The following is a 24,293-nucleotide window of genomic DNA, read 5'->3' as shown; positions in this document are numbered from 1 at the left end:
GATGTCCTTTCCTCTGCTGACAGCGACGGCGGCGCTCCCGGCCATCGGGGCGATCGCCACGGCCGCCGTACCGGCCTCCAAGCGCACGGCAGCCAAGTGGCTGGCCCTGCTGGTCTCGCTCGCCACGCTCGCCCTGGCGGTCGTCATCCTGGTGCGCTTCGAACCGGGCGGCGACCGCTACCAGCTCACGGAGTCGCACGCCTGGATCGCCGACTTCGGGGTCCGCTACGACCTGGCGGTGGACGGCATCTCGGTCGCGCTCATCGCGCTGACCGCCCTGCTGATCCCGTTCATCGTGCTGGCGTCCTGGCACGACGCCGACCCCCTGGAGACGGGCAGCAAGCGGTGGCGGCCGACGCAGGGCTTCTTCGCCCTGATCCTCGCCATCGAGGCGATGGTGATCCTCGCCTTCATGGCCACCGACGTCTTCCTCTTCTACATCCTGTTCGAAGCCATGCTGATCCCGCTGTACTTCCTGATCGGCGGCTTCGGGGACCGGGCGCACGAGCACGGCGAGAAGGCCGGCGCCACCCAGCGGTCCTACGCGGCGGTGAAGTTCCTCCTCTACAACCTGGCCGGCGGACTGATCATGCTGGCCGCGGTGATCGGGCTGTACATGGTCGCCGGGAACTTCTCCCTCCCCGAGATCGCCGAGGCCCGGGCCAACGGCTCGCTGGAGATGGCGCAGAGCACCGAACGCTGGCTGTTCCTCGGCTTCTTCTTCGCGTTCGCGGTGAAGGCGCCGCTGTGGCCCCTGCACACCTGGCTGCCCAACGCCATGGGGGAGTCCACCGCCCCGGTCGCCGTGCTCATCACGGCGGTCGTGGACAAGGTGGGCACCTTCGCCATGCTGCGCTTCTGCCTCGGGCTGTTCCCGGAGGCGAGCCAGTGGGCGACCCCGGTGGTCCTGGTGCTGGCGGTGATCAGCATCATCTACGGGGCGCTGCTCGCGGTGGGCCAGCGCGACATCAAGCGGCTGATCGCCTACGCGTCGATCTCCCACTTCGGCTTCATCGTGATGGGCATCTTCGCGCTGACCAGCCAGGGCCAGTCCGGCGCCACGCTGTACATGGTCAACCACGGCATCTCGACGGCGCTGCTGCTGCTGGTCGCCGGGTTCCTGATCTCGCGGCGCGGCTCCCGGCTCATCGCCGACTACGGCGGGGTGCAGAAGGTGGCCCCGGTGCTGGCCGGCACCTTCCTGATCGGCGGTCTGGCGACGCTGTCGCTGCCGGGTCTGGCGCCGTTCGTCAGCGAGTTCCTGGTCCTGGTCGGCACGTTCACCCGCCACCCGGCGATCGCCATCGTCGCGACCCTCGGCATCGTGCTCGCCGCCCTGTACACCCTCGTCCTCTACCAGCGGACGATGACGGGCCCGGTGAAGCCGGAGGTCGCCAAGCTGCCCGATCTGCGGCTGCGTGAGATCGCGGTGGTCACCCCGCTGATCGTGCTGCTGCTCTTCCTGGGCGTCTATCCCAAGCCCGTCACGGACATCGTGAACCCGGCGGTGCAGCACACCATGTCCGACGTGGACCAGAAGGACCCCCAGCCCGAGGTGGAGGCGGCCAAGTGAGCGCAACAGCCATCCACAGCCTGTGGACGACGGCGGCCGAGCCGATCGCGAAGATCGACGCGCCGAAGATCGAGTACGCCCAGCTGGCGCCCACGCTGATCGTCGTCGGCGCGGCCGTCGTCGGCGTCCTCGTCGAGGGCCTGGTGCCGCGGAAGTCGCGGTACTACGCGCAGATGTTCGTCGCCGCGGTCGCCCTGACCGCCGCCTTCGCCGCCGTGGTGGCGCTGGCGGTCGACGGCTACGGCACCACGAAGGCGGGCATCGCGGCGATGGGCGCCATCGCCGTCGACGGCCCCGCCCTGTTCCTCCAGGGCGTCATCCTGCTGACCGCCCTGGTCGGCCTGTTCACCTTCGCCGAACGCCGCCTCGACCCGGAGGCGCACGGCAACCGGGTCGACTCCTTCGCCGCCCAGGCCGCCGCCGTACCCGGCAGCGACCAGGAGAAGAAGGCGGTCAAGGCGGGCTTCACCACCACCGAGGTGTTCCCGCTCCTGCTGTTCGCGGTCGCGGGCATGCTGGTCTTCCCCGCCGCCAACGACCTGCTGACGCTGTTCGTGGCCCTGGAAGTGCTCTCCCTCCCGCTGTACCTGCTCTGCGCGCTGGCCCGCCGCAAGCGGCTCATCTCGCAGGAGGCGGCGGTCAAGTACTTCCTGCTCGGCGCGTTCGCCTCGGCGTTCATGCTGTTCGGCATCGCCCTGCTGTACGGCTACGCCGGCTCCATGTCGTACGCCACGATCGCGCAGGTCGTCGAGGGCACCGTGCAGGACGTCAGCCCGGCGCTCGCGGGCACCATGGGCAACGACGCGCTGCTGCTCGTCGGCAGCGCCCTCGTGGTGATGGGCCTGCTGTTCAAGGTGGGCGCCGTCCCGTTCCACATGTGGACCCCGGACGTGTACCAGGGCGCCCCGACGCCGGTCACCGGCTTCATGGCCGCCGCCACGAAGACGGCCGCCTTCGGCGCCCTGCTGCGCATCCTCTACGTGGTCCTGCCCGGACTGCGCTGGGACTGGCGGCCGGTGATGTGGGGCGTCGCGATCGCCACCATGCTGATCGGTGCGATCGTCGCCATCACGCAGACCGACATCAAGCGGCTGCTGGCGTACTCGGCGATCTCCCACGCGGGTTTCATCCTCGCGGGTGTCATCGCCGCCACCCCGGACGGCGTGTCGTCGGTGCTCTTCTACCTGGCGGCGTACTCCTTCGTCACGATGGGCGCCTTCGCCGTGGTCACCCTCGTCCGCGACGCGGGCGGCGAGGCCACGCACCTGTCCAAGTGGGCCGGTCTGGGCCGCCGTTCGCCGTTGGTGGCGGCGGTGTTCGCGGTGTTCCTGCTGGCCTTCGCCGGTATCCCGCTCACCGCGGGCTTCACCGGCAAGTTCGCCGTCTTCAAGGCGGCGGCGGAGGGCGGCGCGGTGCCGCTGGTCGTGGTCGGTGTGATCGCGTCGGCCATCGCCGCGTTCTTCTACATCCGGGTGATCGTCCTGATGTTCTTCAGCGAACCCCGCCCGGAGGGCCCGACCGTCGCCGTGCCGTCGCCGCTGACGATGACGGCGATCGCGGTCGGCGTGGCGGTCACGGTGGTGCTCGGCGTGGCGCCGCAGTACTTCCTGGACCTGGCCGGCACGGCGGGGGTGTTCGTGCGCTGACGCGCAGTGGCGTCTTCGCCGCGAGTACGCCGAAGGGGCCCGGGTCTCCGCGAGGGTGGCCGGGCCCCTTCGGCGTGCGGGCTCCGGCGACGCGACGCGTCACTCGCCCTTGGCCCACCATGCCTCGAAGCGGGCAGCTCGCTGCGTGGCCCGTTCGCCCACGATCAGGCTGGTCTCGTAGATCCGCGACGGGTCGTTGTCCTCGGTGGTCATCTCGTAGCTGATGGCCTTGTCGAAGACCACGAAATTGCGCACCACGTCCCGCCGGTCCCGGGCCTCCAGGGTCGACAGGACCAACACCCGCACGTCGACGCGGAGACTGCGCTGCCGGTCCCGGACCTCGTTCACGTCGGCGTCCAGGTCGTCGGGTGAGTTCAGGATGATCAGACGGCGCACGCGAACGCCCCGCCGCACCGCATCCTCCTGGGCGTCCTCGTAACGCCTCCCCAGGTCGGTCTCCCAGAACCCGCGGTCCACGGAGGTACTCACCGCGTCGACGGACGTGCTCGCGCAACGGGTCAGGTTCAGCAGCCAGTCACGGTCCTCCCCGGGGTAGGCCGCGTGATGTCCCTTGAGGTCCTCCAGCAGCTGGGCGGTGCGCCGGATCTCCTCGCGGGCGAAGGCGTAGAGGAAGGCGTCACGGTCCGCTCCCAGCGCCGCGACGTTGCGCGCCAGTTGCTGGACCTCGTCCGCGCCGACGGGCGAGACGTTCAGTTGGGAGAACAGCCGGGCCGTCTCGTTGAACTCGGTCAGACCGCGGTCCAGGCGCCGTTCGAAGTCGGCGAGCTGCTGCACGATCAGGGCCGCCCCGGCGAGGAACACCGACAGCGTGATCTTCCAGATCTCCGGCTGGTCCGTCAGATTGGTGATGCCGTAGGTGACACCGCCCACGAGGGCGGTCACGAACACTCTCACCAGGACATCGGATATTCGGCGCGTGGGCCGCATGGCTTCCCCCCGGATTCGGTAGCGGTCGGTGAACTGCGGAGTGCACGCCCCGCGGCCGTCAGGGCGACGGCCGGGTGCGCGGCGCCCGGTCTCCCACGCGCTGGGCGAGGGACTGCCACTGCCGGGTGAACCCGGGGGTCCGCTCCAGGACCTCCCACAGACCGGAGAGCGGTGCGGCCACCCGCGCGCCCGGCATCCACAGGTGCAGCAGGTGGTCCACGGCCGCGCGCAGCACGGCCCCGGAGGAGTCCGGACGGGGCCCGGGAGGATGGTCCTCCAGGAGCCGGATGAGCGCGGTCAGCAGCCAGTCGTGCAGGGCGAGGTCGGCGCAGAAGGCAGCCACGTCGCCCGGCACGGAGCCGTCCGGCAGCCGCAGTTCGACCGTCCGCAGCCCGTTCTCCTCAAGGGTGAAGCGCTCCAGGCGCGGCCGGTCCGCCTCCACGGCCCGCAGGGCCACCCAGCGCAGCCGGGTGCGCGGCGCGCGCAGGGGTGGGGCCCGGTCCGGCAGCAGCTGCCGAAGGACCTCGGCGAGCAGGGCCTCGGCGAGCAGCCCCGGGTCCAGTTCGGTGTCGCGGCTGCCGGTGAGGAACCCCCGCGCCGTGGCCCGTTCGGGCAGTTTGCCCAGTGGTTCGATCACTCCCGGCCGGGTGAGGTAGTGCCCCCACGGCCGCCGCGCGTCGGGCCCGGCGGCGGTCACCCCGGTGTAGGCGTTCACCTGCATGACGTGCCCCTCGGTGACCGACGCGCACGAGAGCACCGTTCCGATGCCGCGGACCCTGCTGCCGTCGTCGGTGGGCAGCGCGCAGTCGACGCCGGTGAGCCGGGCCGGGGAGGCGACGTACAGGTTCGGGCGCCGCGAGACGCGGACGGGTTCGTCGAGCCGCAGCCGCAGCAGGTCCACGACGGCCCGTCGGGGCAGGGCCGCGGCCGTGGGCAGCAGGCAGGTGCGCACCTCCCCGCCGAGGAGCACCAACTGGGCCGCTTCCGTGGGGCCGTCCATGTCAAGGCCCCGGATAGAAGACGTACGAGGTCCGGTCGGTGATCGCGTCGGGTAGGCGGACGCGTTCGCCGGCCGATCGCTCGGCGACCTGCTGCAGCGCGCCCGGATCCACCTCGATCTGGTCGAGCAGCACCAGGACGGCGTGTTCGACGGGGAGGTAGCGCGACGGCAGCAGGGAGCAGGTGCGGTAGGCCGCGAAGGGCGCGGCGGCCGGGTTGAGCTGGAGCAGCGGCGGCAGGTCGTCCCAGTTCTCGGGGAAGCCGCCGCCGTCCCAGAGCCGCGGACGCAGCACTGGCCGGCCGTCGTGGCGCAGCAGGCCCAGGCGCAGCAACTGCCAGACGGCCGCCAGGAACGCGCAGGAGAAGGTCTGCTCCGCGCCCTCTCCGTCCCAGAGTTCGATGTCGAGGAACACCGAGTGCCTGCGGGCCGCCGTCTCGCGGGGCGGCTGCCAGACGGGGGCGTCGGCCGCCCCGGGGCTGCGGCTGCCGTTGGCGATCCAGCCGGTCTCGGTGGCCGGAGGGCGCACGCCGGTGCTCCCCCGGGGCGGGGACTCCACCAGGCGCTGCGCCACGGACCGGGCGAGCGGGAAGCCGTTGGCGCGTGCGCAGCCGGACTCCCGGACCAGGTAGTCGATGCCCAGGCCGGCCCGTTCGGCCTCAGACAGCAGCGCCGGGACGACGTCGGCGGGCGAGGAGAAGCGGGAGAAGTAGTCGTCGACCAGGAAACATGTGCTCATCCGCAGCCGTTTGCCGCCCGTGTCGAGCGCGGCGGAGGCTGCGACGGCGTCCACCCAGGGGCGGGCGTGCGCGAAGTGCGCCCGCAGTCGGGCCGCCCCGTAGTCGAAGTCCTCGGCGTACAGGTGGCCGATCTCGAGCGAGAGGTGGGACAGCGGAACGGCCTGCGTGCGCGGTTCGGCGGTGACCTCGCGGAAGACGGCCTCGGTCACACTTCCCCCTGAACTCGTCCGTGGGTCCTACCGGGTGGCCTGGCGTCGGCCGCAGGCCAGGATCATTCCCTCGTAGCCGTCCCGCAACGCATGGCCCTGGCGGAAGCGCCTCACGCGCAGCCCCTCGGCGTACGGTCCGAAGGCGGAACCCACCGTGTGTTCGTCGACGTCGCAGGACGGGTAGCGCTCCCTGCCCACGTAGTAGCAGGACCGGGACTCGGCCATGAAGGCCGCGGCGAAGGGGGCGCCCGGGAGCAGCGAGCGGACGAAGCACCGCACTGCCTCCCGGAACACGGCGACCGAGGGCGTGATGGACTCGGCGGTGAAGAACATGGTCCCGACGTCCCAGCGGTCCGTGGGCAGTTCGAAGACGTCGCCCTGTTCGATGCGGGTGCTGCCCCGCAGTTGGCCGCGAGGGTCCGCGATCCGGGCGTAGGGGCTGCGACGGCGGAGCACGTCCCAGAAGGCGTCCCAGTTCGCGCCGTAGGACGTCTCCCGGTGCACGGTGTCACGCAGCCAGGTCACGTTGGTCTCCGCGAAGTCCAGGAGGGTGATCTCCTTGCACCAGGGGAGCAGCATCAGCGTCGGATAGAGGTTGGCCCCGCTGCCCACGTCGATGCCGGTGAGCGGCGCGGGCAGGCCGTGGCGGCGGAAATGCCGGCACAGGTGATCACTGCCCGCCCGCAGGATCGCGGCGTCGGCGGGGTGCAGTTCGAGATAGTTCTGGCGGACGTAAGCATCGGGATCGAAGGCGTCCCAGCGGGGGGCCTCGGCCTCGACGAGGGGGGCGGGGCGTGGTTCCGCTGCTCCGTGCGTCGCGTGTCGATCCACCCGTCGAGCGTAGGGGACCGGGGCGGTCGTGTCCGGAGGTCCGCCGGACATCCTCGGAAGCACGGGGGCGCACGCGGGGGCACACAACTTGTACGGCGGTGAACGAGGGATTCGGGAGAGAGCCATGGTGCACGTGAGACCGATGCGGGAGAGCGAGCTGACCGATCTGGCCCGCCTGGACGAGGAGCTGTTCCCGCAGTGGGCCTACCCGTTCTTCGTCCTGCGCCAGCTGTACGACCTGTGCGGCGCCCGGATAGTCGTCCTGGATGACGACGGGGAGGAGCGGGACGGCATCGTCGGGTACGCCGTCGCCGCCCGCGCATCGAACGGGCGCACCGGCTGGGTGCTGGCGCTGGGCGTGGCGCGTGCGGCGCGCGGGCGCGGGTGGGGGCGCGAGCTGCTGCGCGCCTGTGTGGACGGGCTGCGGGAGGACGGCGCCGAGGAGATCCGGCTGACCGTCGAACCGGCCAACGACTCGGCCCTGGCGCTCTACCGCGGCCTGGGATTCACCGAGGTGGAGCGGCGTGCGGACTACTACGGGCCGGGCGCGGACCGCCTCGTCCTGGCGCTCGGCCTTCCGGCCTGAGGTGGCGGCGGGCGCTGCCGGGCCCGGTGCCTGTGGAAAACTCCGGGTCTGTCGGCGCGGGCCCCTATCGTGGGACGCAGTGGTCGAGGGACGACGCACGGGGGACGGGTCGATGGGCGGGATGGGCGGTATCGCCGAGATGGCAGTGACGGAGAGCGAGGCGCGGGCCACGCTGCACCGGGTGTTCGGGTACGACGCCTTCCGGGGCGAGCAGGAAGCCGTGATCGAGCACGTGGTCGCCGGCGGCGACGCCGTGGTGCTCATGCCCACCGGCGGCGGCAAGTCGCTGTGCTACCAGATCCCGGCCCTGGTCAGACCGGGTACGGGGGTGGTGGTCTCCCCGCTGATCGCGCTGATGCAGGACCAGGTGGACGCCCTGCGGGCGCTCGGGGTGCGCGCCGGGTTCATGAACTCGACGCAGGACTTCGACGAGCGCCGGGTGGTGGAGGCCGAGTTCCTCGCCGGGGAGCTGGACCTGCTGTACCTGGCGCCGGAGCGGCTGCGGCTGGACGGCACGCTGGACCTGCTCTCGCGCGGCAAGATCTCCGTCTTCGCGATCGACGAGGCGCACTGTGTCTCCCAGTGGGGGCACGACTTCCGCCCGGACTACCTCATGCTGTCGCTGCTCGGCGAGCGGTGGCCGGACGTGCCCCGCATCGCGCTCACCGCGACCGCCACCCACGCCACCCACCGGGAGATCACCGAGCGGCTGGGGATGCCGGACGCCCGGCACTTCGTGGCCAGCTTCGACCGGCCCAACATCCAGTACCGCATCGTCCCCAAGGCCGACCCGAAGAAGCAGCTGCTGCAGTTCCTGCGCGAGGAGCACGCCGGGGACGCGGGCATCGTCTACTGCCTGTCCCGCAACTCAGTCGAGAAGACCGCGGAGTTCCTCTCCCGCAACGGGGTGGAGGCGGTGCCCTACCACGCGGGGCTCGACGCGGGGACGCGTGCCGCGCACCAGGCCCGCTTCCTGCGGGAGGACGGCCTGGTGGTGGTGGCGACCATCGCCTTCGGCATGGGCATCGACAAGCCCGACGTCCGGTTCGTGGCCCACCTCGACCTGCCGAAGTCGGTCGAGGGCTACTACCAGGAGACCGGGCGCGCGGGGCGGGACGGCCTGCCGTCGACGGCCTGGATGGCCTACGGGCTGAACGACGTCATCCAGCAGCGCAAGCTGATCCAGACCGGCGAGGGCGACGAGGCGTTCCGGCGCCGCGCCGCCCAGCACCTGGACGCGATGCTCGCCCTGTGCGAGACGGCCCGCTGCCGGCGCGGCCAACTCCTCGCCTACTTCGGCCAGGAGCCCGGCCAGGAGGCCTGCGGGAACTGCGACACCTGCCTCACCCCACCCGAGACCTGGGACGGCACGGTGGCGGCGCAGAAGGTGCTGTCCACCGTGGTGCGGCTGCAGCGGGAGCGCGGGCAGAAGTTCGGCGCGGTGCAGATCGTGGACATCCTGCTCGGGCGGCGCACGGCCAAGGTCATCCAGTTCGACCACGACCAGCTGTCTGTGTTCGGCATCGGGGAGGAGCTCGACGAGGGCGAATGGCGGGGCGTGGTCCGCCAGCTCCTGGCGCAGGGCCTGCTCGCCGTCGAGGGCGACTACGGCACGCTGGTGCTGACGGAGGCCAGCGGAGCGGTGCTGCGGCGCGAGCGGGAGGTCCCGCTGCGCAAGGAGCCGAAGAGGGCGCCCGCGGCGCGGACCAGAGGCTCCGGCTCCGGGCGGGGCGGGCGCGCGGCGGCCGCCGCGGAGCTCCCCGAGGAGCTGGTCCCGGTCTTCGAGGCGCTGCGCGCCTGGCGCGCGGAGCAGGCCCGCGAGCAGGGCGTCCCGGCGTACGTCATCTTCCACGACGCCACCCTCCGGGAGATCGCCGCGGCCCGGCCCTCGTCGGTCGCCGAGCTGGGAGGGATCAGCGGGGTCGGCGAGAAGAAGCTGGCGACCTACGGCGAGGGGGTGCTGGAGGTGCTGGCGGGCCTGTCCGCCTCATCGGGCTCATCGGGCTCATCGGGCGCCGCGCCGGACGCCTCGACGGCCGACGCTCCGGCCGGACGCGGCACGGCCTCCCGCGAGGCCGTCGCCGAGGACCCTGACGATCTCTGGCCCGAGGAGGAGCCCGAACCCGACCCCTGGGACTGACCTCCTGGGACCGGACCGGACCAGGACCGGCGTCCTGCGCGTGCCACGGGCGCGGCGAGGGCGGCCCGGTGCCGACCCGGCGGCCCGGTGCGGGTGTCCCCGCCCTCGGCTAGGGCAGCGCGGTGAGGCCCGGCGCGAAGGTGATCAGCAGGGGCACCAGGGGGACCAGTGCCGCCGCCGTGGTCGTCAGGGCACGGTCACGGCGGCCGAGGCGGGGCGGCGGCTCCAGCAGGCGGTCGACGCGCTCGCCGAGCAGGCGGTGGCTCGACGCGCAGGACAGGACACCCCGGTGCTGGTTCAGCTCGATCAGTGCCAGGGCCGTGGTCAGGTGGCCGCAGCGCCGGGAGGCGGTGTCGTCGGCGGCCAGTTCGACCAGCCGGTGCGTCTGGTCGCAGAAGTGCGCGAACAGCGGGACGCGCGGGAAGCCGGTGGCGAGCGCCGTGGACAGGTGCAGCAGCCAGTCGTGGCGGGCCCGCGCGTGCCCCCGCTCGTGGGTGAGGACAGCGTCGAGCTGGTGGTCGGTGAGGCGGTGCAGGGCACCGGTGGTGACGATCAGCCGGGCCGGGCTGCCCGGCATCCACCAGGCGTCCGGGTACTCGTCCTCCAGCACCAGCAGCGGACCCCGGCCGCCGGGCAGCCCGGCGGGCAGGTCGGGGGCCCGTTCCCGCAGGTGCGCGCGGGCCCGCGAGCGGCGTCTGCGGGCCTCGAACAGCTCCCGCGCGAGCATCGCGGTCGTCCAGGCGGCCCCGCAGGCCAGGAGCACGGTGAGGACGACCGCCCAGGCCGGTGCCGAGGACAGGTCGTAGGCCGCGGTCACGGCGGGCGGGGCCGGCGCGAAGAGCTGCGCGCGGACGGTGCCGAACACGGCGGCGGCGCCGAGGGCGAGGGCGGTGACGCAGCACAGCAGGACGGTGGCGACCAGGCACTGCCACACCCACAGGCCCACCACCGGTTCCCGTTCCGGCCACGTCGCCCGGGTCAGCGCCCGGGGGACGGGGACGGCGGCCGTCACGGCGACGAAGCTCAGCAGGAGCAGGCAGGCGGTCATGCCACGGACTCCGGATCCTGTCGGAAAGAGGGCGGCTCGGGACACGGCGGGAGGGCACGCGGGGCGGGTGCGCCGGTTCCCGCGCGTACCGCCGGGACCGTCCGCACCGCCCGGCGTCCAGTATGACGGCGCGGGGCGGTGCGAGGCAGGGGTCGGCCGGTGTCCGCGCCGGCCGGCCCCCGGGAGGCGGTTCTCCGGGTCAGGACGGGGTGGGGACCACCCGGCCGCTGACCTCCCCCAGGCCGACCCGCACCCCGCCGGGGCCGGGCGCCCACGCGGTCAGGGTCACCACGTCGCCGTCTTCCAGGAACGTCCGCTTGCCGTCGGGCAGTTCCAGCGGGTCGCGGCCGTTCCAGGTCAGCTCCAGCAGCGATCCGCGTTCCCGCTCGGCGGTGCCGCTCACCGTGCCGGAGCCGTACAGGTCGCCGGTGCGCAGCGACGCGCCGTTCACCGTCATGTGGGCGAGCTGCTGGGCGGCCGTCCAGTACATGGTGGAGAAGGGCGGCTCGGAGATGACGTGGCCGTTGAGCGCGACGGTGATCCGCAGGTCGTAGCCGCCGGGTTCCTCGTCCCGGTCGTCCAGGTAGGGCAGCAGGGCGTGGGTGCGCTCCGGGGGAGCCGTCCGGGCCTCGTCCAGGGCGTCCAGCGGGGTGATCCACGCGGACACGGACGTCGCGAACGACTTGCCGAGGAACGGGCCCAGGGGGACGTACTCCCAGGCCTGGACGTCGCGCGCGGACCAGTCGTTGAGGAGGCACAGGCCGAACACGTGGTCCCGGAAGGCGCCGAGCGGCACCGGGCGCCCCTGCTCGGACGGCACCCCGACGACGAAACCGACCTCGGCCTCGATGTCCAGCCGGACGGACGGGCCGAAGACCGGGGCGTCGTCGGCGGGCGTCTTGCGCTGGCCCGCGGGACGCACCACGTCGGTGCCGGACACCACGACCGTGCCGGACCGGCCGTGGTAACCGATCGGCAGGTGCTTCCAGTTGGGCGTGAGCGAGTCCGGGGCGTCGGGGCGGAACATCCGGCCCACGTTCCGCGCGTGGTTCTCCGAGGCGTAGAAGTCCACGTAGTCCGCGACCTCGAAGGGCAGGTGCAGGGTCACCGCGGACAGGGGGTGGAACAGCGGCTCGACGGTCTCCCGGTGCGCGGGGACGGTCACCCACGCGGTGATCGCCCGCCGGACGTCCGACCAGGCCGTACGGCCCGCCGCAAGCAGGGCGTTGAGCGTCGGCCGGGCCAGCAGGGAGGCGTACGGGGAGCCGAGCGCGCGGGCCGCGGCACCGGCGTCGAGGACGTGGTCGCCGAGCCGGACGCCGACGGTCCGCTCCGAGGAACCGGGGGGCGAGAACACGCCGTACGGCAGGTTGTGCGGGCCGAAGGGATCGCCCTCGGGGACATCGAAGGGGGGCATCGGGTGCTGCCTCGCTTTCGTGTGCGCAGTGCTCCACGTGTCCGTGGCCGTGCCACACGTTACGGGGGACACCCGCGTTTTGGGCAGGGCCGTCCCGGCGGCGGGGCGACGGGCGGCCCGGCGGGCGGCGCGCGGATCCGTCCGGGACCGCCCGCGTCGCCACTCGCGTACCGGGCGTCATCCACAGGACGCGACGCAATCTTGACGGAGCGGTGCGAACGGGGTGACTCTGGGCGGGTGCCGGAAGACCTCGGGGAGGGGGTCCTCCGACGGCACCTCAGGGGGGCGGATGGCCATAGGGGAGGCCGGTCCGGGTTCGGCGCGTCCAGGTGTCCAGCCGCGAGAGCTGGAGCAGACCCTGCGTGCCCGGCTCGGCCGGGAAAGCGTGTACATGCCGTCGTGCCGGCTCGGGCTGTACGTGGCGCTGCGCCACTGGTGCCCGCCCGGCGGCCGGGTCCTGATGTCGCCGGTCAACGACGACGTCATCTTCTTCGTGGTGCTGGCCGCCGGACTGCGTCCGGTGCAGGCGCCGCTGAACCCGTTCGACGCGTCCCTCGACGTCGACGCCGTGCCCGACGACGTGTGGGGCTCGCTCTCCGCCGTGCTCACCACGAACCTGTACGGCAACCCCGACCCGGCGCCCGGACTGCGCGCCCGCTGCGCGTCCCTGGGCATCCCGCTGATCGAGGACGCGGCCCACGCCATCGGCAGCGAGACCGGCGGCCGGCCGGTCGGGGCCTGGGGCGACGCGTCGGTCTTCAGCCTGTCCAAGCACGTCGGCGCCAAGGCGGGCGGCATGCTCGCGGTCGCCGACCCGGGCCTCGCCGACGCGTTCCGCGCGGCCCGCGACGACCTGCTCCTCCCGCGCCGCGTCCGGTCCGAACTCGCCTACGCGGTCCGCCCGTACGCGGAGGCAGTGGTCCGGCGGCTCGGGCTGCGCCGGGCCGCCTGGGCCACGCTGCGCCTGCTGGGCCTGACGGAACGCGAGGGCATCCGGATGCCCCTGCGCCCCGAGGAGCTGAGCCGCGCCGCGCACGCGGCCCCGGACCTCGGCGCCCACGACTCCTGGGTCCGCGTCGACCTGCACGACTACCGGCTGGAGCCGGGCCCGGTACGGCTGGGCCGCATCGGACGGCGGCTCGCCCGGCTCGACGGGATCCTCGCCGCCCACCGGGCGGGCACCGAACGGCTGCTCGCGTCCCGCTGGGCCCGCCCGCCCGCGGACGGCACGGTGCAGCCGCTGTTCCGGGTGCCGCTGCTGGTGGCGGACCGGGACGCGGCGACCGCGGCGCTGGCCCGCCGCGGCATCGTCGTCGGCTACCTCTACGACCCGCCGCTGGACGACTACGCGGGCCCCGGGTTCACCGACCCGTCACCGGCGCCCGAGGCGGCCCGCTGGTTCGCCCGGCACGCGCTGCCCGTGGACCCGCTGCGGGCCCGGGAGGCCCTGGACGCGCTCCAGCGGTCCGGCGTCCCGCCCGCCGAACCGCCGCGGGCCCTCACCCGCCGGCACGGGCCGGGGCCGGGGGAGCGGGACGCCGGTGGCTGAGACCCGGGTGCACGAGCCCGCCGCGGTGCGCCGCGGCGGCAGCCGGCCGACACCCGCACCGGGGAGGGCGGGCGGCTCCGACTCGCTGTTCAAGAACGCCTACTTCCTCATGCTCAGCACCGGGGTGTCGGCCGTCCTCGGTCTCGGCTTCTGGCTGGTGGCGGCGCGGTACTACTCCGAGGACGCCGTCGGCCAGGGGTCCGCCGCGATCGCCGCGATGCGGCTGCTCGCCAGCGTCACGGCCACCACGATGATCGGTGCGGTGGTGCGCTTCGTCCCCCGGGCCGGACGGGAGACCGCGCGGCTCGTGTGGGGCGTGTACGGGGCGAGTTCACTGGTCGTCGCCCTCGCCGCGGGCGTCTTCCTGCTCACCCTCGATCAGTGGGGCGCCTCCTACGAACCCCTCGGCACCCCGCTGGCCGGGGCCCTGTTCGTCGCCGCGTGCGTGGCCTGGGCCCTGCTCACGCTCCAGGACGGGGTGCTGACCGGGCTGCGCAAGGCCGAGTGGGTTCCGGCCGGCAACGCCGTGTTCTCCGTCGGCAAGCTGGCCCTGCTGGCCGTGTTCGCCGGGACGATGCCCGTGCTCGGCATCTTCGTCTCCTGGGCCGTGGCGATCGCCTTCTCCACGCTGCCCCTGGGCTGGCTGATCTTCCGCCGCCTCATCCCCCGCCAGGCCGCCGCCGACCGTGACGTGCAACCGCCCCGGCTGCGGTCCATGGGCCGCTTCCTGGCGGGCGACTCGCTCGGCGCGCTGTTCAGCCTGGCGATGATCAACCTGCTGCCGGTGATGGTCGCCGTCCGCTTCAGCGCCGCCGAGAACGGCTACTTCTACGTCGCCTACACCGTCGGCGGCACCATGGAGTTCATGGCCATCAACATGGCCTCCTCGCTCACCGCGCACGCCTCGCACGACCCGCGGCAGCTCGCGGACGGGGTGCGCGGGGCGCTGCGGCGGATGGGGCTGCTGCTGGTGCCGGTGGTGCTGTTCCTGGTGGTCTTCGCGGAGCACATCCTCACCCCGTTCAGCCCCGACTACGCCGAACACGGCTCGACCGTCCTGCGGTTGCTCGCCCTCGGGGCACTGCCCCGGGTCGTCGTGGAGCTGTACATCGGGGTCCTGCGTGTCCAGGGCCGCACCGGTGTGCTCGCCGGGCTCCAGGGGGCCATGTGCGTCCTGGTACTGGGCAGCGCGGCCGTGCTGTTCACCCCGGCGGGGATCTCGGGGGCGGGCTGGGCGGTGCTGATCAGCATGTCGCTGATCGCGGCCGTCTCGGTGGCCGGCCTGCGCTCGGCGCTGCGCCGCAAACCGGACGGCCCGCCGGACCCGCAGTCCACCGCTCCCGCTTACGGCACCCGCTGGGCCCGGTTGAACGCCACCGCCGGCTACGGCACGGGCTGGGCCCGCCGGGCCGCCTACGAGGGCGGGGGCGCGGCCGAGGCCGGCCGGGCCGGTGGGGACGACGGCGGCGAGGACACGGTGTCCCTGTTCATCGGCACCCCCGGGTACGAGCGCGAGGCGCTCCCGGCGGACACGCTGGCGTTCGTCGTGCGCCCGCAGCAGCCGCCGCCGCGGCCGGGGGGTGACACCGCAGGGCCGGGGACCCCGGCTGCGGTGGCGGGGGAACGGGGGCTCTCGGACGCACCGCCCGGGGTTGCGCCGCCCGGGGACGTGGTGGCCTCCGGTGCGCCCCGCCCGGGCACACCGGACGGGGCCGGCCCGGAGGAGGGGGAGGCGTCGGTCCGGGACAGCGGGGAGCGGCACGGGCAGAGGGCACCGTCGGACGACGGCTGGGAGGCGGACGGCGGCGGGGACGCGGATGGTGCCGGGGACGTGGACGGTGCCGGGGAGGTGGCCGGTGCGGAGAGCGAGATACGGGACCGGGAGGAGACCGGGGACGAGCTCCGGGACCGGGAGGAGACCGAGGATGCGGTCCGGGACCGGGAGGAGACCGCGAGCCGGCAGCCGACCGGAGGCCGGGAACCGGCCGCGGGTGGGAACGAGGCCGCGGGCGAAACGGTCCGGGAGGCAGGCGATGAACCGGCCCGGGACGAGGGGCCGGTAAAGGATGACGGGCCCGTCCGGGACGAGGAACCCGTCCGGGACGAGGAACCCGTCCGGGCCCGAGAGCCCGGCCCGGAGCCGGAGTCCGAGCACCCCCAGCCAGTGGCGGGCGCGACACCGTCCCGCCCCGCCTGGGCCGCGGAGGCGGCACCCGTCGCCCGTGTGACGTCGTCGGTGCCGTCGGCTCCGCCCGCTCCGTCGGCCCCGCCCGTCCGGTCCGCCCGGCCCCCCGCACTCTCCGCCTGGGAGCGCGAGGCCCCGGCCGAGGTCAGCAGCCCGCCCTGGGACGACGCACCGTCCGCCGCGCCCCTTCCGCCGCCGGCCCCTCCGGCCGCCCCCGGCCCCGGCACGAACCCCGGCACGGACCCCGGCCCCGCTTCCGGCCCGGATGCCGCCCCCGCTGATCCCGACCGGCTCCTCCGGCGCGCCCTGTGGGGAGTCCTGGGCCTCGCCACGCTCGTCTTCTGGTTCTCCGCGCGCCCGTCGGGCCGGCTCGGCGGCCCGTCGCGCGACGACCTCACCGGGCGGGAACTGCTGCACGAACTGCCGCTGCCCGCGCTGGCCGCCGGGGGAGCGCTGGTGCTGGTCTTCGTGGCCTCGGTGACCCTGTGCCTGCGTCCCGCGCCCCGGCTGGCCGGGGCCGCGCTGTGCTCCGCGCTGGTCGCACTGCACGCCGCGCCCGTCTCCCTCGGGCGGCTGCCGCGGGCGGCGGAGGGGGTGCCGCACTCCGGGGCGGCCGAAGCCGTCGCGGAGGCGGTGGGGCTCGACGGCGCCGGACCGCTGCTGCGGTGGGTGCCGGCCGTCTGCGCGCTGCTGTGCCTCGTCCCGCTGTGGCTGCTGCTGGCGTGTACGGGCGGGCGGCTGTCGTGGGCGAGGCGCTGGGGGGTCCTGTATCTCGTCGCCGTGGCCGGCTGGGTGTGGCAGGGGGAGCTGGCGCCGGCCGCCCCGGTCCTGCTGGTCGTCCTGGTCCTGCTCGTGCCCGTGGTCCGTGCCGTGGCGGCCTCGACGCTGCCGGCCCGCGCGCTCCGCCTGCTCCGTCCGCTGCCCCCGCCCGACCGGGACGGCACCACCGGAGCCGGGCCCAGCACAAGACGGCCGCCGGACCCGCCCGGCCCGTCCGGCCCGTCCGAGCACTGAACAAGACGTCAGAGCCGAACCGTCAGGGGGGAACCACCGTGCGTCCGCCAGCCACTCCACGCGAGAGATCCGGGCCCGAACCCGCACCGGAGGACACCTCGGTGCCGGCCCCCGCCGCCGGTGCCCCGGGAGGGCGGCCCGCACCGGACGGGCCGTCCGAGGACCCGGCCGCGCCACACCCGCCGTCCGGGACCGGCACCGCGGCAGGTCCGGCCCCGTCCGCACGGCGTCCGGGGAGCGGGTGGACCGTGAACCGGTCCGGCCCTTCCCCGGAGTCGTCGAGCCCGGAAACGCCCAGCCCGGAAACGTCCGGCCCGGAGGCGTCGAGCCCCGCCCATGAACGCGCCGAACCCGTGACGGACCTGTCCGACCTGCCGCCCGTGTGGTCCGGGCGCCGTGCCCTCGCGGCCTGGCCCGTCGTGCCGCTGGCCGCGGCGCTCGCCCTGTGGGGCTACGCGGTGCGGCACACCGACGTGTCGGCGCTCGACGACTTCGGCCTGGTGACGGCGTTGCACCCGGCGTTCTGGGCCGGGCTCGCGGTGCTGACGGCGGGCTTCTGGTGCACGGTGCGCCGTCCCCGGGGCCGCGGCGGCTGGCCCGCGGCGTACGTGCTGGGCCTGCTGGTGATGGAACGGGCCACCCAGGCCGTGCTCTACCCGACGCCGCTGTACGCGTGGGCGTGGAAGCACGACGGCGTGGTCGACCACCTGCTGACCGCGGGCGGGCTGCAGAGTGCCGCCGAGGTCGGCGACATGGCGGTCTACGACCAGTGGCCCGGCTTCTTCGCCGCCCAGGCCGCGCTGGTGCGGCTGCTGGGCGTGGACTCGGCGGCGATGTACATGGCGTGGTGGCCGCTGGCGTCGAGCCTGATGCTGCTGCTCCCGCTGCTGCTGATCTACCGCACGTTCACCGAGGACCGGCGGCTGATCTGGACCGGGGTCTGGCTGTTCTTCGTCGCCAACTGGGTGGGCCAGGACTACTTCTCCCCGCAGTCGGTGGCGTTCGCGCTGCACCTGGGGGTGCTGGCCGTGGTGCTGCGCCGGTTCGGGCGCACCGGCGGTCCCCGGCGGCAGGGGCAGGCCGTGTGGACGGCGGTGCTCGTCGTGCTGGTGACGGCGATCGTCATCTCCCACCAGCTCACCCCGGGCATGCTGGTGGTGTCCCTGCTCGCGCTGTGCCTGCTGCGCCGGTACCGCGACTGGGTGCCCGTCGCCACCGCGGTCGTGCTCTTCCTGGCGTGGTGCCTGACCGCCGCGCTGCCCTTCCTGTCCGCCGCGCTGCCGGACATGATCCGCTCGGTCGGCGACGTCGGCGGCAACGTGGCGACCGGTTACGGCACCACGCCGACCGGCACCGGGGCGATCGCCACCTCGTGGGCCGCCCGGCTGCTGTCCGGCTCGGTCCTGCTGCTGGCGGCGGCCGGGACGGTGCGGCAACGGGTGCTGCGGCACCGGGCGATGCCCCTGCTGCTGATCACGGCGGCACCCCTGCCGATGCTGGTGGCGAGCAGCTACGGCAGCGAGATGATCTTCCGGGTGCTGATGTTCATGCTGCCCGGCGCCGCGTTCTTCGCCGCGGCGGCCCTGCTGCCGACGGTGCGCACGCTGGCCGCCGAGGCGTCGGCCCCGGCGGAGGCGGCCGGCGCCCGCGAGAGGTCCGCCGTACGGCGCGGCCTCGCCGGGTGGGGGCCGCCCGTGGTGCTCCTGGCGGTGACGCTGGCCTTCGTCCCGAGCTACTCGGGCAAGGACCGCATCAACTACTTCCCGCCGCAGGAGGTGGCGCTCGTGCAGCAGGTCCTCGACGAGGCCGCCGAGGGCTCGCTGGTCGTCGCCGCCAACCGCAACTACCCGCTCGCCTACGCCTCGTACGGGGACATCGGCCACTACTGGTACCTGGACGACGAGCGGTCCCACATCGACCGGATCGTGGCCGACCCGGCCGCCACCCTGGCCTCGGACATGGCCGGCGTGGAGAGCCCGGCCACCGCCTATCTCCTGTTCACCCAGGGGCAGTCGGCCAACTCCGAGATGAACGGGCAGCTCACCCGGGAGCAGTTGACCGGCATCGAACGGGCGGTGGCGGCGTCCCCCCGCTTCCGGCTCGTGGCGCGGAACAGCGCCGGGACGGTCTACGCACTGCGCGGCGAAGGAGGAACCCGGTGATGACGGTGATGACCCCGCAGGAACTCGTCGTCCGGATGCTGCCGCCGTTCGGCGGCTGGCTGGCACTGGCCTCGCTCGCGCTGCCCGGAGGGTCACCGCTGCGCGGGGCGGCCGTGGTCGCGTTCCTGGCGGCGGGTCCGGGCGCGGCCCTGGTCGCGGTCTGCGGCCCGGCGCTGCGCGCGCGGCCCGCCCAGGGGCCCGTCGACCGGCGCGACCCGCGCTTCGCCCGCCACTCCGACCTGCTGGAGCGGCTGATGCTGGTGGTCCTCGGCAGCCTCGGCGCGGCCATGATCACCGCCACCGTACTGATCGCCACCCACACCTTCAGCGCCCAGCGGGTGCTGCTCGCGCTGACGGTGCTGACGACGCTGGCCGCGTTCTGCCCGCGACCGGGCGGCTCGCCGCCGACGCCCCGGACACGGAAGGGTTCCGCTCTGTGAGGTTCGCCCGTCTTGCCGCCCGCGTCACCGCCGCCCTGCGCGGTGCCCGGGACACCGCCGGGCCCGGTCCCGGCGCCGACGCGTCCGGGGCGGCCCGCTCCGGCCCGGGCGCCGGCCGTCACCGCGTGCCGAGGGCCCGGCCGAGGTCGCCGCGCCGCCGGCTGCTGATCACGTCGGCGGTGGTCGTCGGCGCCGTCCTGGCCGCGCTGCTCGCCCTGCGCAACGCCTCCGGCCCGGCGGGCGGGACGGACGCCGCCGCCCGGGAGGAGTGCCGCCCGACGGAACTGCTCGAACCGCCGTGCGGTGCCTGGTTCGGCGCCTTCGTGCCGCACGAACGGCACACCCTGGAGCAGAAGGTCGCCGCCTACGAGAAGCGCGTGGGCCGCAGGCTCGACATCGTGTACACGTACCACGACATGTCGCTGCCCGAAGGCACCCGCCGGGAGGGGCAGTTGCTCAGCCCGGAGGAACAGGCCGTCGGCGAGGACCGCATGCTGCTGCTCTCCTGGGAGAGCAAGTGGTGGGGCGGCACGAAGCGGCAGCAGCCCACCTGGAAGCAGATCGCCGCCGGTGAGCTGGACGAGACCGTCATCGACGTCCAGGCCCGGCGCATCAAGGACTACGGGGAGCGCACCGGCAAGAAGGTCTTCCTCTCCTTCGACCTGGAGATGGACACCCGTACCCCCGAGAACGGCACCCCCGAGGAGTACGTCGCGGCGCACCGGCACATCCACGACCGGTTCCGGGAACTCGGTGTCGACAACGTCGTGTGGACGTGGATCATCACGGGCTACCTCGGCCACGCCGACCTGTTCGAGCGGATGTACCCGGGTGACGCGTACGTCGACTGGATCGGCTACAACCAGTACAACTACTACCGCTGCCACCGGACGGACTGGCGCAGCTTCGCCCGGACCCAGCGGGCCACGCACGCCTGGGTGCGGGCGAACATCTCCGCCGGGAAGCCGCTCATGCTCTCCGAGTTCGGCAGTGCCTCCGACGCGTCCCGCCCGGAGCGCCAGGCCGAGTGGTACGCCGAGGTCCCCGAGGTGCTGAAGAGCCTGGACGGCGTCAAGGCGGCCCTTCAGTGGAACCACCGGGACCCCGGACCGCACTGCGACCTCGCCGTGTCCGGCGACGCGGCGTGGGACAGCCTGCGCGAGGTGGCGGCCGACCCCTACCTGAACCAGCCCGTGAGGTGACCCGGCGGGCCGCCCGGGAGGCGGACCCTCGCGGCCCGGCCCCCGGGCCCTGTACGGCACCCGCCCGCACGCGGTGCCCGCCCGGGTCCGGGATCCGGTCCGGGACCCGGGTCGGCCCCTTCCGGCCGCCCGGCGCCTCCCGGCCCGGGTGCCCGAGTCGGCCCGTTCCCGCCGCCCGGCGCCTCCCGGCCCGGGTCAGCCCGGGAACTCCGGTCCGCGCACCGCCGCCCGGGCCCGCCGGTACCAGCGCCAGCCGACCGTCTTCGGGCCGTCCCGGTACGGGGCGACCCGTGCGCCCCGGCCCGCCAGCCAGTCCTCGACGTCGGCGAGCGTGTGGGTGCGGCGGACGATGAGCCGGGCGATGCGGTACGGCTCGTCCCGGCCCGAGCTGAGCGCGTGCCGCACCGCGGTGGCCGTCTCGTACCCGGCACGGGCCGTCATCGCCCTGACCCAGGGGCTGTTGTAGCCGTGCGGGTAGGCGAGGTGGGGCACCGGGTGGCCGAGGGCGTCCTCCAGTACGGCCTTGGAGTCGGCCAGTTCGGCCCGGAGCCGGCGGGTGGTCAGGGTGTCCAGCTGGGCGTGGGTCACCGTGTGGCTGCCGACCTCCATGCCCGCGGCCTCCAGGTCCGCCGCCCGGTCCAGGCCCATCATCGGCGCGGGGGGCAGCAGGCTCCCGCCGCCCGTGGCGAGGGCGCCGGTGGTGAGGTAGGCGGTGGCGGGCAGGGACCGTGCCGCGAGCGCCTCGGCGGTCGGGCCGGGCAGGTCGGCGAACCCGTCGTCGAAGGTGAGCAGCACCGGCCGGGGCGGCAGCGGGGCGCGCCCGGCGAGGTGGTCGGCGAGGGCACCGATGGTGACGGGGGTGCGGCCGCTGTCCACCACGGCGTCCAGGTGCGCGGCGAACTGGCGCGGTGTGACGGTGAACTCGGCGATCCAGTCGGGCGGGTCGTCCATCACGGCGTGGTAGAGGAACACCGGCACCGCCGGGCTCCCGCCGGACCCGGGCGCGCTCCGCGCGGTGCCCTCCGGGCGGGGGTCCCCCGCCCCGGACCACTGGGGCGAGGCCGTCATCGCGTTCTCCTCTCCGCAACTGCAGCCGCAGCCACAGCCGCAGCCGCACCCACGCCAACACCCACACCCACACCCGCGCCAGGCGCCCCGCCCCGGGGACCCCGCAGGGCACGGCGGGCCCGCAGGTAGCCGACCGGCCCGTACAGCATGCCCCGCCGCTGCAGCCGGGACAGCCGGCGCGGCCAGGGATGGGTGCGGGTGTCGTGGGCGCCCGGGGTGCCGCCGCCGTCGGTGTCCCGCACGGCGGTCAGGGACCGGGCGTGGGCCAGCCCGCCCGGCAGCCGGGCGAGGAACGCGGGCAGCAGCGCGGGGCGGTTGACCAGGACCGCGGTGAGGTAGGCGGTGAGCCCGGCGCCGTAGCCGTACGCCTGTGTCTCCAGGTCGGCCCAGGTCTCCCGGTGGTGGTGCCACACCAGCGCGTACGGCGTGTAGTGCAGCCGGTGGCCCTGGGCGAGGACACGGACGAAGCCGTAGAGGTCGTCCCCGCCGCGGGCGGGTGTCCCGGCGCCGGTGGCCGGGTCGAAACCGCCGGCCTCCCGCAGGGCCTCGGCGCGGAACGCCATGTTGGCGCCCGAGCCGAACCGGCCCGCGGTGAAGGGGAACAGCGGCTCGTCGCGGGGCGGATCCTGCGGGTCGTAGGTGGCCGGGGCGAAGCCCTTCGCGAAGCCGCCGTGGCTCTCCAGCAGGACCTGCGCCGGGGTCCGCAGCCGGGCGGGCAGGATCAGGCCGGTGGTGCAGCCGAGCCGGGGGTCGGCGGCGAAGGGCGCGGTCAGCTCGGTCAGCCAGCGCGGGTCGGCGACCACGTCGTCGTCCGTGAAGGCGACGACCTCGCCCCGTGCCCGCGCGAGCCCGGCGTTGTGGGCGACCGCCAGCCCCGGGACCGGCTCGCGCACGTAGCGCACGCGCTCCCCGTACGTGCCGTGCACCAGGTCATGCGTCCCGTCGGTCACGGGCGCGTTGTCGACGACGACGACCTCGAACCGGGGGTGGTCCTGGGCGAGCAGGGAGTCCAGGGCCCGGGCCAGCTGCCCCGCGCGCTCCCGGGTGGCCACGACGACCGTCGTGCACGGCGGTGCCGCCGCCCCGCCCCCGGCCTCTCCGCCGTCGCCCGCCGCGGCGGGCCCGGTCACGGCGGCGGGTCCCCCGGCCGTCGCGCCGGCGGCCGGCACCGCGTCGCGGGCGAGGCGGGCCAGCACCGCCCGCGGGTCGGCCCCCTCTGGGACGTGCCCCAGCAGCGTCCCGACCGGCCGGCCGTCGCGGCGGACCAGGGCGAACACCTCGCCGTGCCGGACCGGCGGGCTGCCGGGGCCGGGTCTCAGGACCACGTCGGCACCGCGCAGGTCCATCTCCGCGACCTGGACCGCGCCGATGGCCAGGAAGCGGCGGATCTCCTCCTGGGTCGTGCGTGTTCTGCGGGACATGCGTCCCCTCCCCTCCTCAGAAGACCGCTCAGGTCCCCTCCTCGGGTCCCCTCAGGACCGGCGCAGCCGGCCCGCGCCCCTCAGGGCCCGCGACGCCAGCGACGCCAGGCGCGGGCGGGCGCGGACGAAGCCGTGCGCGCGGCGCACCGGCTCGCGGCTCAGCCAGTGCAGTGCCGCACCCGCCCCCGGGCGGGTCACCGCGCCCTCGTGGACGGCGAGTTCGCCGGTCTTCAGCGAGTCCTTGTACTCGGCCCGGCCGCGCCCCATGTCGAGCAGGCCCACGCCCTCGGCGGCCGCCGCCTCCGCCATCCGCAGGTGCAGCACCAGCCCGGGCGAGTACTTCGCGAACCCCGGGTCGTAGGCCGGGAACCAGCAGGCGAGCACGGAGGCCGAGCGCAGGCCGAAGTGCGCGGCGACGGGACGGCCGCCGGCGTAGAGGACCGACAGCGTGCCCGTGCACTGCGCGGCCCGGGTCTCCGCGAGCCGGGCCACCAGCAGGGCGATCCACTCCTGCGCGAACCGGTCGCGCCGGCCCGTCCTGCGGTACTGCGCCGACTTCCACTCCATGAGCGTGCGCAGCGCGGCCGGGTCGCGCTCGTCGAAGACGAACCGGACCGGTCCGGCCTGGCGGCCGAGCCGGCGCTCCTTGGCCAGCGTGGTCTTCAGGAACTTCGGCGACTGCGTGCGCAGCACCGACTCGTAGGTCTCGTAGCCCTTCTCGATGTCGATGACGTAGGTGGTGTGCTCCTCGGCCGCGTACGGCACGAACAGCGGCTGGTCCGCCTCCAGGTTGTCGAAGGCGAAGCTGGACAGGGAGCAGGCGCGCAGCAGTTCACGCGCGTCCGGGACCGCCCCCGGCGCCAGGACCGCCCCCTGGCAGTCCGACACCCCCAGGGCGATCGCCCGCCCCTGCCCCCACGGCCCCCGCTCGAAGGGCAGGAAACCGGCCGGCTCCGCCCCCTCGTACACCACGGCGACCCGGGCCCGCGGCCGGACCCGCCCCACGGCCGTGGCGAACTCCGGTTCCATGAACGGATTGCGCGGTGTGTCCGCCGCGGCGCGCAGGGCGCGCCAGCGTTCCCGTTCCCCCTCGCCGAGCTCCTCCGGCCTCAGCACA

18 protein-coding genes are annotated in these 24,293 nt (G+C 74.5%); 9 read left to right on the top strand and 9 right to left on the bottom strand.

Annotation, left to right across the window (positions count from 1 at the left end; all coding sequences use genetic code 11):
• Nucleotide 1: 1 nt before the first annotated feature.
• Both ACSU53_RS12755 and nuoN read left to right on the top strand, forming a co-directional pair.
• Nucleotides 2-1,573: an NADH-quinone oxidoreductase subunit M gene (locus tag ACSU53_RS12755; RefSeq protein ID WP_437027371.1), complete on the top strand. Its 1,572-nt coding sequence runs from the start codon at nucleotides 2-4 to the stop codon at nucleotides 1,571-1,573.
• Complete coding sequence (nuoN, locus tag ACSU53_RS12750; RefSeq protein ID WP_437027369.1) at nucleotides 1,570-3,219, top strand: NADH-quinone oxidoreductase subunit NuoN; 1,650 nt, start codon at nucleotides 1,570-1,572, stop codon at nucleotides 3,217-3,219. The genes ACSU53_RS12755 and nuoN overlap by 4 nt, the downstream gene beginning before the upstream one ends.
• 99 nt (nucleotides 3,220-3,318) lie before the next feature.
• On the opposite strand, the gene ACSU53_RS12745 is transcribed toward nuoN, so the two are convergent.
• The 4 genes from ACSU53_RS12745 to ACSU53_RS12730 all read right to left on the bottom strand — a co-directional run bounded on the left by ACSU53_RS12745 (nucleotide 3,319) and on the right by ACSU53_RS12730 (nucleotide 6,944).
• Complete coding sequence (locus ACSU53_RS12745; protein ID WP_437027367.1) at nucleotides 3,319-4,134, bottom strand: hypothetical protein; 816 nt, start codon at nucleotides 4,132-4,134, stop codon at nucleotides 3,319-3,321.
• 91 nt (nucleotides 4,135-4,225) lie between these two features.
• Nucleotides 4,226-5,167, bottom strand: coding sequence for an SCO2521 family protein (locus tag ACSU53_RS12740; RefSeq protein ID WP_437027365.1), 942 nt, complete (start codon nucleotides 5,165-5,167; stop codon nucleotides 4,226-4,228).
• Between the two features lies 1 nt (nucleotide 5,168).
• Entirely contained in the window at nucleotides 5,169-6,113 is a 945-nt protein-coding gene (locus ACSU53_RS12735) for an SCO2522 family protein (RefSeq protein WP_437027363.1), read from the bottom strand.
• A gap of 27 nt (nucleotides 6,114-6,140) precedes the next feature.
• Nucleotides 6,141-6,944, bottom strand: a complete 804-nt coding sequence (locus ACSU53_RS12730; protein ID WP_437027361.1) for an SCO2525 family SAM-dependent methyltransferase — start codon at nucleotides 6,942-6,944, stop codon at nucleotides 6,141-6,143.
• 124 nt (nucleotides 6,945-7,068) lie between these two features.
• Between ACSU53_RS12730 and ACSU53_RS12725 the strand changes: the two genes are divergently transcribed.
• Nucleotides 7,069-7,530, top strand: a complete 462-nt coding sequence (locus ACSU53_RS12725; RefSeq protein ID WP_437027359.1) for a GNAT family N-acetyltransferase — start codon at nucleotides 7,069-7,071, stop codon at nucleotides 7,528-7,530.
• A gap of 112 nt (nucleotides 7,531-7,642) precedes the next feature.
• Nucleotides 7,643-9,670 (top strand): DNA helicase RecQ, encoded by a 2,028-nt coding sequence (gene recQ, locus ACSU53_RS12720; RefSeq protein ID WP_437033163.1) that lies wholly within the window; start codon nucleotides 7,643-7,645, stop codon nucleotides 9,668-9,670.
• A gap of 109 nt (nucleotides 9,671-9,779) precedes the next feature.
• On the opposite strand, the gene ACSU53_RS12715 is transcribed toward recQ, so the two are convergent.
• Nucleotides 9,780-10,718: a M56 family metallopeptidase gene (locus ACSU53_RS12715; protein ID WP_437027357.1), complete on the bottom strand. Its 939-nt coding sequence runs from the start codon at nucleotides 10,716-10,718 to the stop codon at nucleotides 9,780-9,782.
• 199 nt (nucleotides 10,719-10,917) lie between these two features.
• Complete coding sequence (gene fahA / locus ACSU53_RS12710; RefSeq protein WP_437027356.1) at nucleotides 10,918-12,135, bottom strand: fumarylacetoacetase; 1,218 nt, start codon at nucleotides 12,133-12,135, stop codon at nucleotides 10,918-10,920.
• Nucleotides 12,136-12,493: 358 nt separating this feature from the next.
• Between fahA and ACSU53_RS12705 the strand changes: the two genes are divergently transcribed.
• From ACSU53_RS12705 to ACSU53_RS12685, 5 genes are all read left to right on the top strand, one after another.
• Nucleotides 12,494-13,684, top strand: coding sequence for a DegT/DnrJ/EryC1/StrS family aminotransferase (locus ACSU53_RS12705; protein ID WP_437033161.1), 1,191 nt, complete (start codon nucleotides 12,494-12,496; stop codon nucleotides 13,682-13,684).
• A complete protein-coding gene (locus ACSU53_RS12700; protein WP_437027354.1) occupies nucleotides 13,677-16,883 on the top strand; it encodes a lipopolysaccharide biosynthesis protein in 3,207 nt (1,068 codons plus the stop codon). Before ACSU53_RS12705 ends, ACSU53_RS12700 begins: the two co-directional genes overlap by 8 nt.
• A 353-nt stretch (nucleotides 16,884-17,236) precedes the next feature.
• The gene (locus ACSU53_RS12695; protein WP_437027352.1) at nucleotides 17,237-19,045 is read left to right on the top strand and encodes a glycosyltransferase; all 1,809 of its coding nucleotides are present in this window, start codon (nucleotides 17,237-17,239) and stop codon (nucleotides 19,043-19,045) included.
• Nucleotides 19,045-19,485: a hypothetical protein gene (locus ACSU53_RS12690; RefSeq protein ID WP_437027350.1), complete on the top strand. Its 441-nt coding sequence runs from the start codon at nucleotides 19,045-19,047 to the stop codon at nucleotides 19,483-19,485. Before ACSU53_RS12695 ends, ACSU53_RS12690 begins: the two co-directional genes overlap by 1 nt.
• Nucleotides 19,482-20,687, top strand: a complete 1,206-nt coding sequence (locus ACSU53_RS12685) for a glycosyl hydrolase (RefSeq protein WP_437027348.1) — start codon at nucleotides 19,482-19,484, stop codon at nucleotides 20,685-20,687. The genes ACSU53_RS12690 and ACSU53_RS12685 overlap by 4 nt, the downstream gene beginning before the upstream one ends.
• Before the next feature lie 195 nt (nucleotides 20,688-20,882).
• On the opposite strand, the gene ACSU53_RS12680 is transcribed toward ACSU53_RS12685, so the two are convergent.
• The 3 genes from ACSU53_RS12680 to ACSU53_RS12670 all read right to left on the bottom strand — a co-directional run bounded on the left by ACSU53_RS12680 (nucleotide 20,883) and on the right by ACSU53_RS12670 (nucleotide 24,292).
• Nucleotides 20,883-21,638, bottom strand: coding sequence for a polysaccharide deacetylase family protein (locus ACSU53_RS12680; RefSeq protein WP_437033159.1), 756 nt, complete (start codon nucleotides 21,636-21,638; stop codon nucleotides 20,883-20,885).
• Nucleotides 21,639-21,751: 113 nt separating this feature from the next.
• Complete coding sequence (locus tag ACSU53_RS12675; RefSeq protein ID WP_437027346.1) at nucleotides 21,752-23,176, bottom strand: glycosyltransferase; 1,425 nt, start codon at nucleotides 23,174-23,176, stop codon at nucleotides 21,752-21,754.
• A 51-nt stretch (nucleotides 23,177-23,227) separates the two neighbouring features.
• Complete coding sequence (locus ACSU53_RS12670) at nucleotides 23,228-24,292, bottom strand: GNAT family N-acetyltransferase (RefSeq protein WP_437027344.1); 1,065 nt, start codon at nucleotides 24,290-24,292, stop codon at nucleotides 23,228-23,230.
• Nucleotide 24,293: the final 1 nt, after the last annotated feature.

The organism is Streptomyces sp. enrichment culture (assembly GCF_964273255.1).
Classification (GTDB): Bacteria; Actinomycetota; Actinomycetes; order Streptomycetales; family Streptomycetaceae; genus Streptomyces.
The sequence above is the reverse complement of the archived record's forward strand: the minus strand, read 5'-3'. Positions and strand labels throughout refer to the sequence as shown.

Excerpts from the sequence above, each read along its gene's own strand:
- ACSU53_RS12755 (WP_437027371.1), top strand. The coding sequence starts at position 2 with ATGTCCTTTCCTCTGCTGACAGCGACGGCGGCGCTCCCGGCCATCGGG.
- ACSU53_RS12740 (WP_437027365.1), bottom strand. The coding sequence starts at position 5,167 with ATGGACGGCCCCACGGAAGCGGCCCAGTTGGTGCTCCTCGGCGGGGAG.
- ACSU53_RS12725 (WP_437027359.1), top strand. The coding sequence starts at position 7,069 with ATGGTGCACGTGAGACCGATGCGGGAGAGCGAGCTGACCGATCTGGCC.
- recQ (WP_437033163.1), top strand. The coding sequence starts at position 7,643 with ATGGGCGGGATGGGCGGTATCGCCGAGATGGCAGTGACGGAGAGCGAG.
- ACSU53_RS12715 (WP_437027357.1), bottom strand. The coding sequence starts at position 10,718 with ATGACCGCCTGCCTGCTCCTGCTGAGCTTCGTCGCCGTGACGGCCGCC.
- fahA (WP_437027356.1), bottom strand. The coding sequence starts at position 12,135 with ATGCCCCCCTTCGATGTCCCCGAGGGCGATCCCTTCGGCCCGCACAAC.
- ACSU53_RS12690 (WP_437027350.1), top strand. The coding sequence starts at position 19,045 with ATGACGGTGATGACCCCGCAGGAACTCGTCGTCCGGATGCTGCCGCCG.
- ACSU53_RS12680 (WP_437033159.1), bottom strand. The coding sequence starts at position 21,638 with ATGGACGACCCGCCCGACTGGATCGCCGAGTTCACCGTCACACCGCGC.
- ACSU53_RS12675 (WP_437027346.1), bottom strand. The coding sequence starts at position 23,176 with ATGTCCCGCAGAACACGCACGACCCAGGAGGAGATCCGCCGCTTCCTG.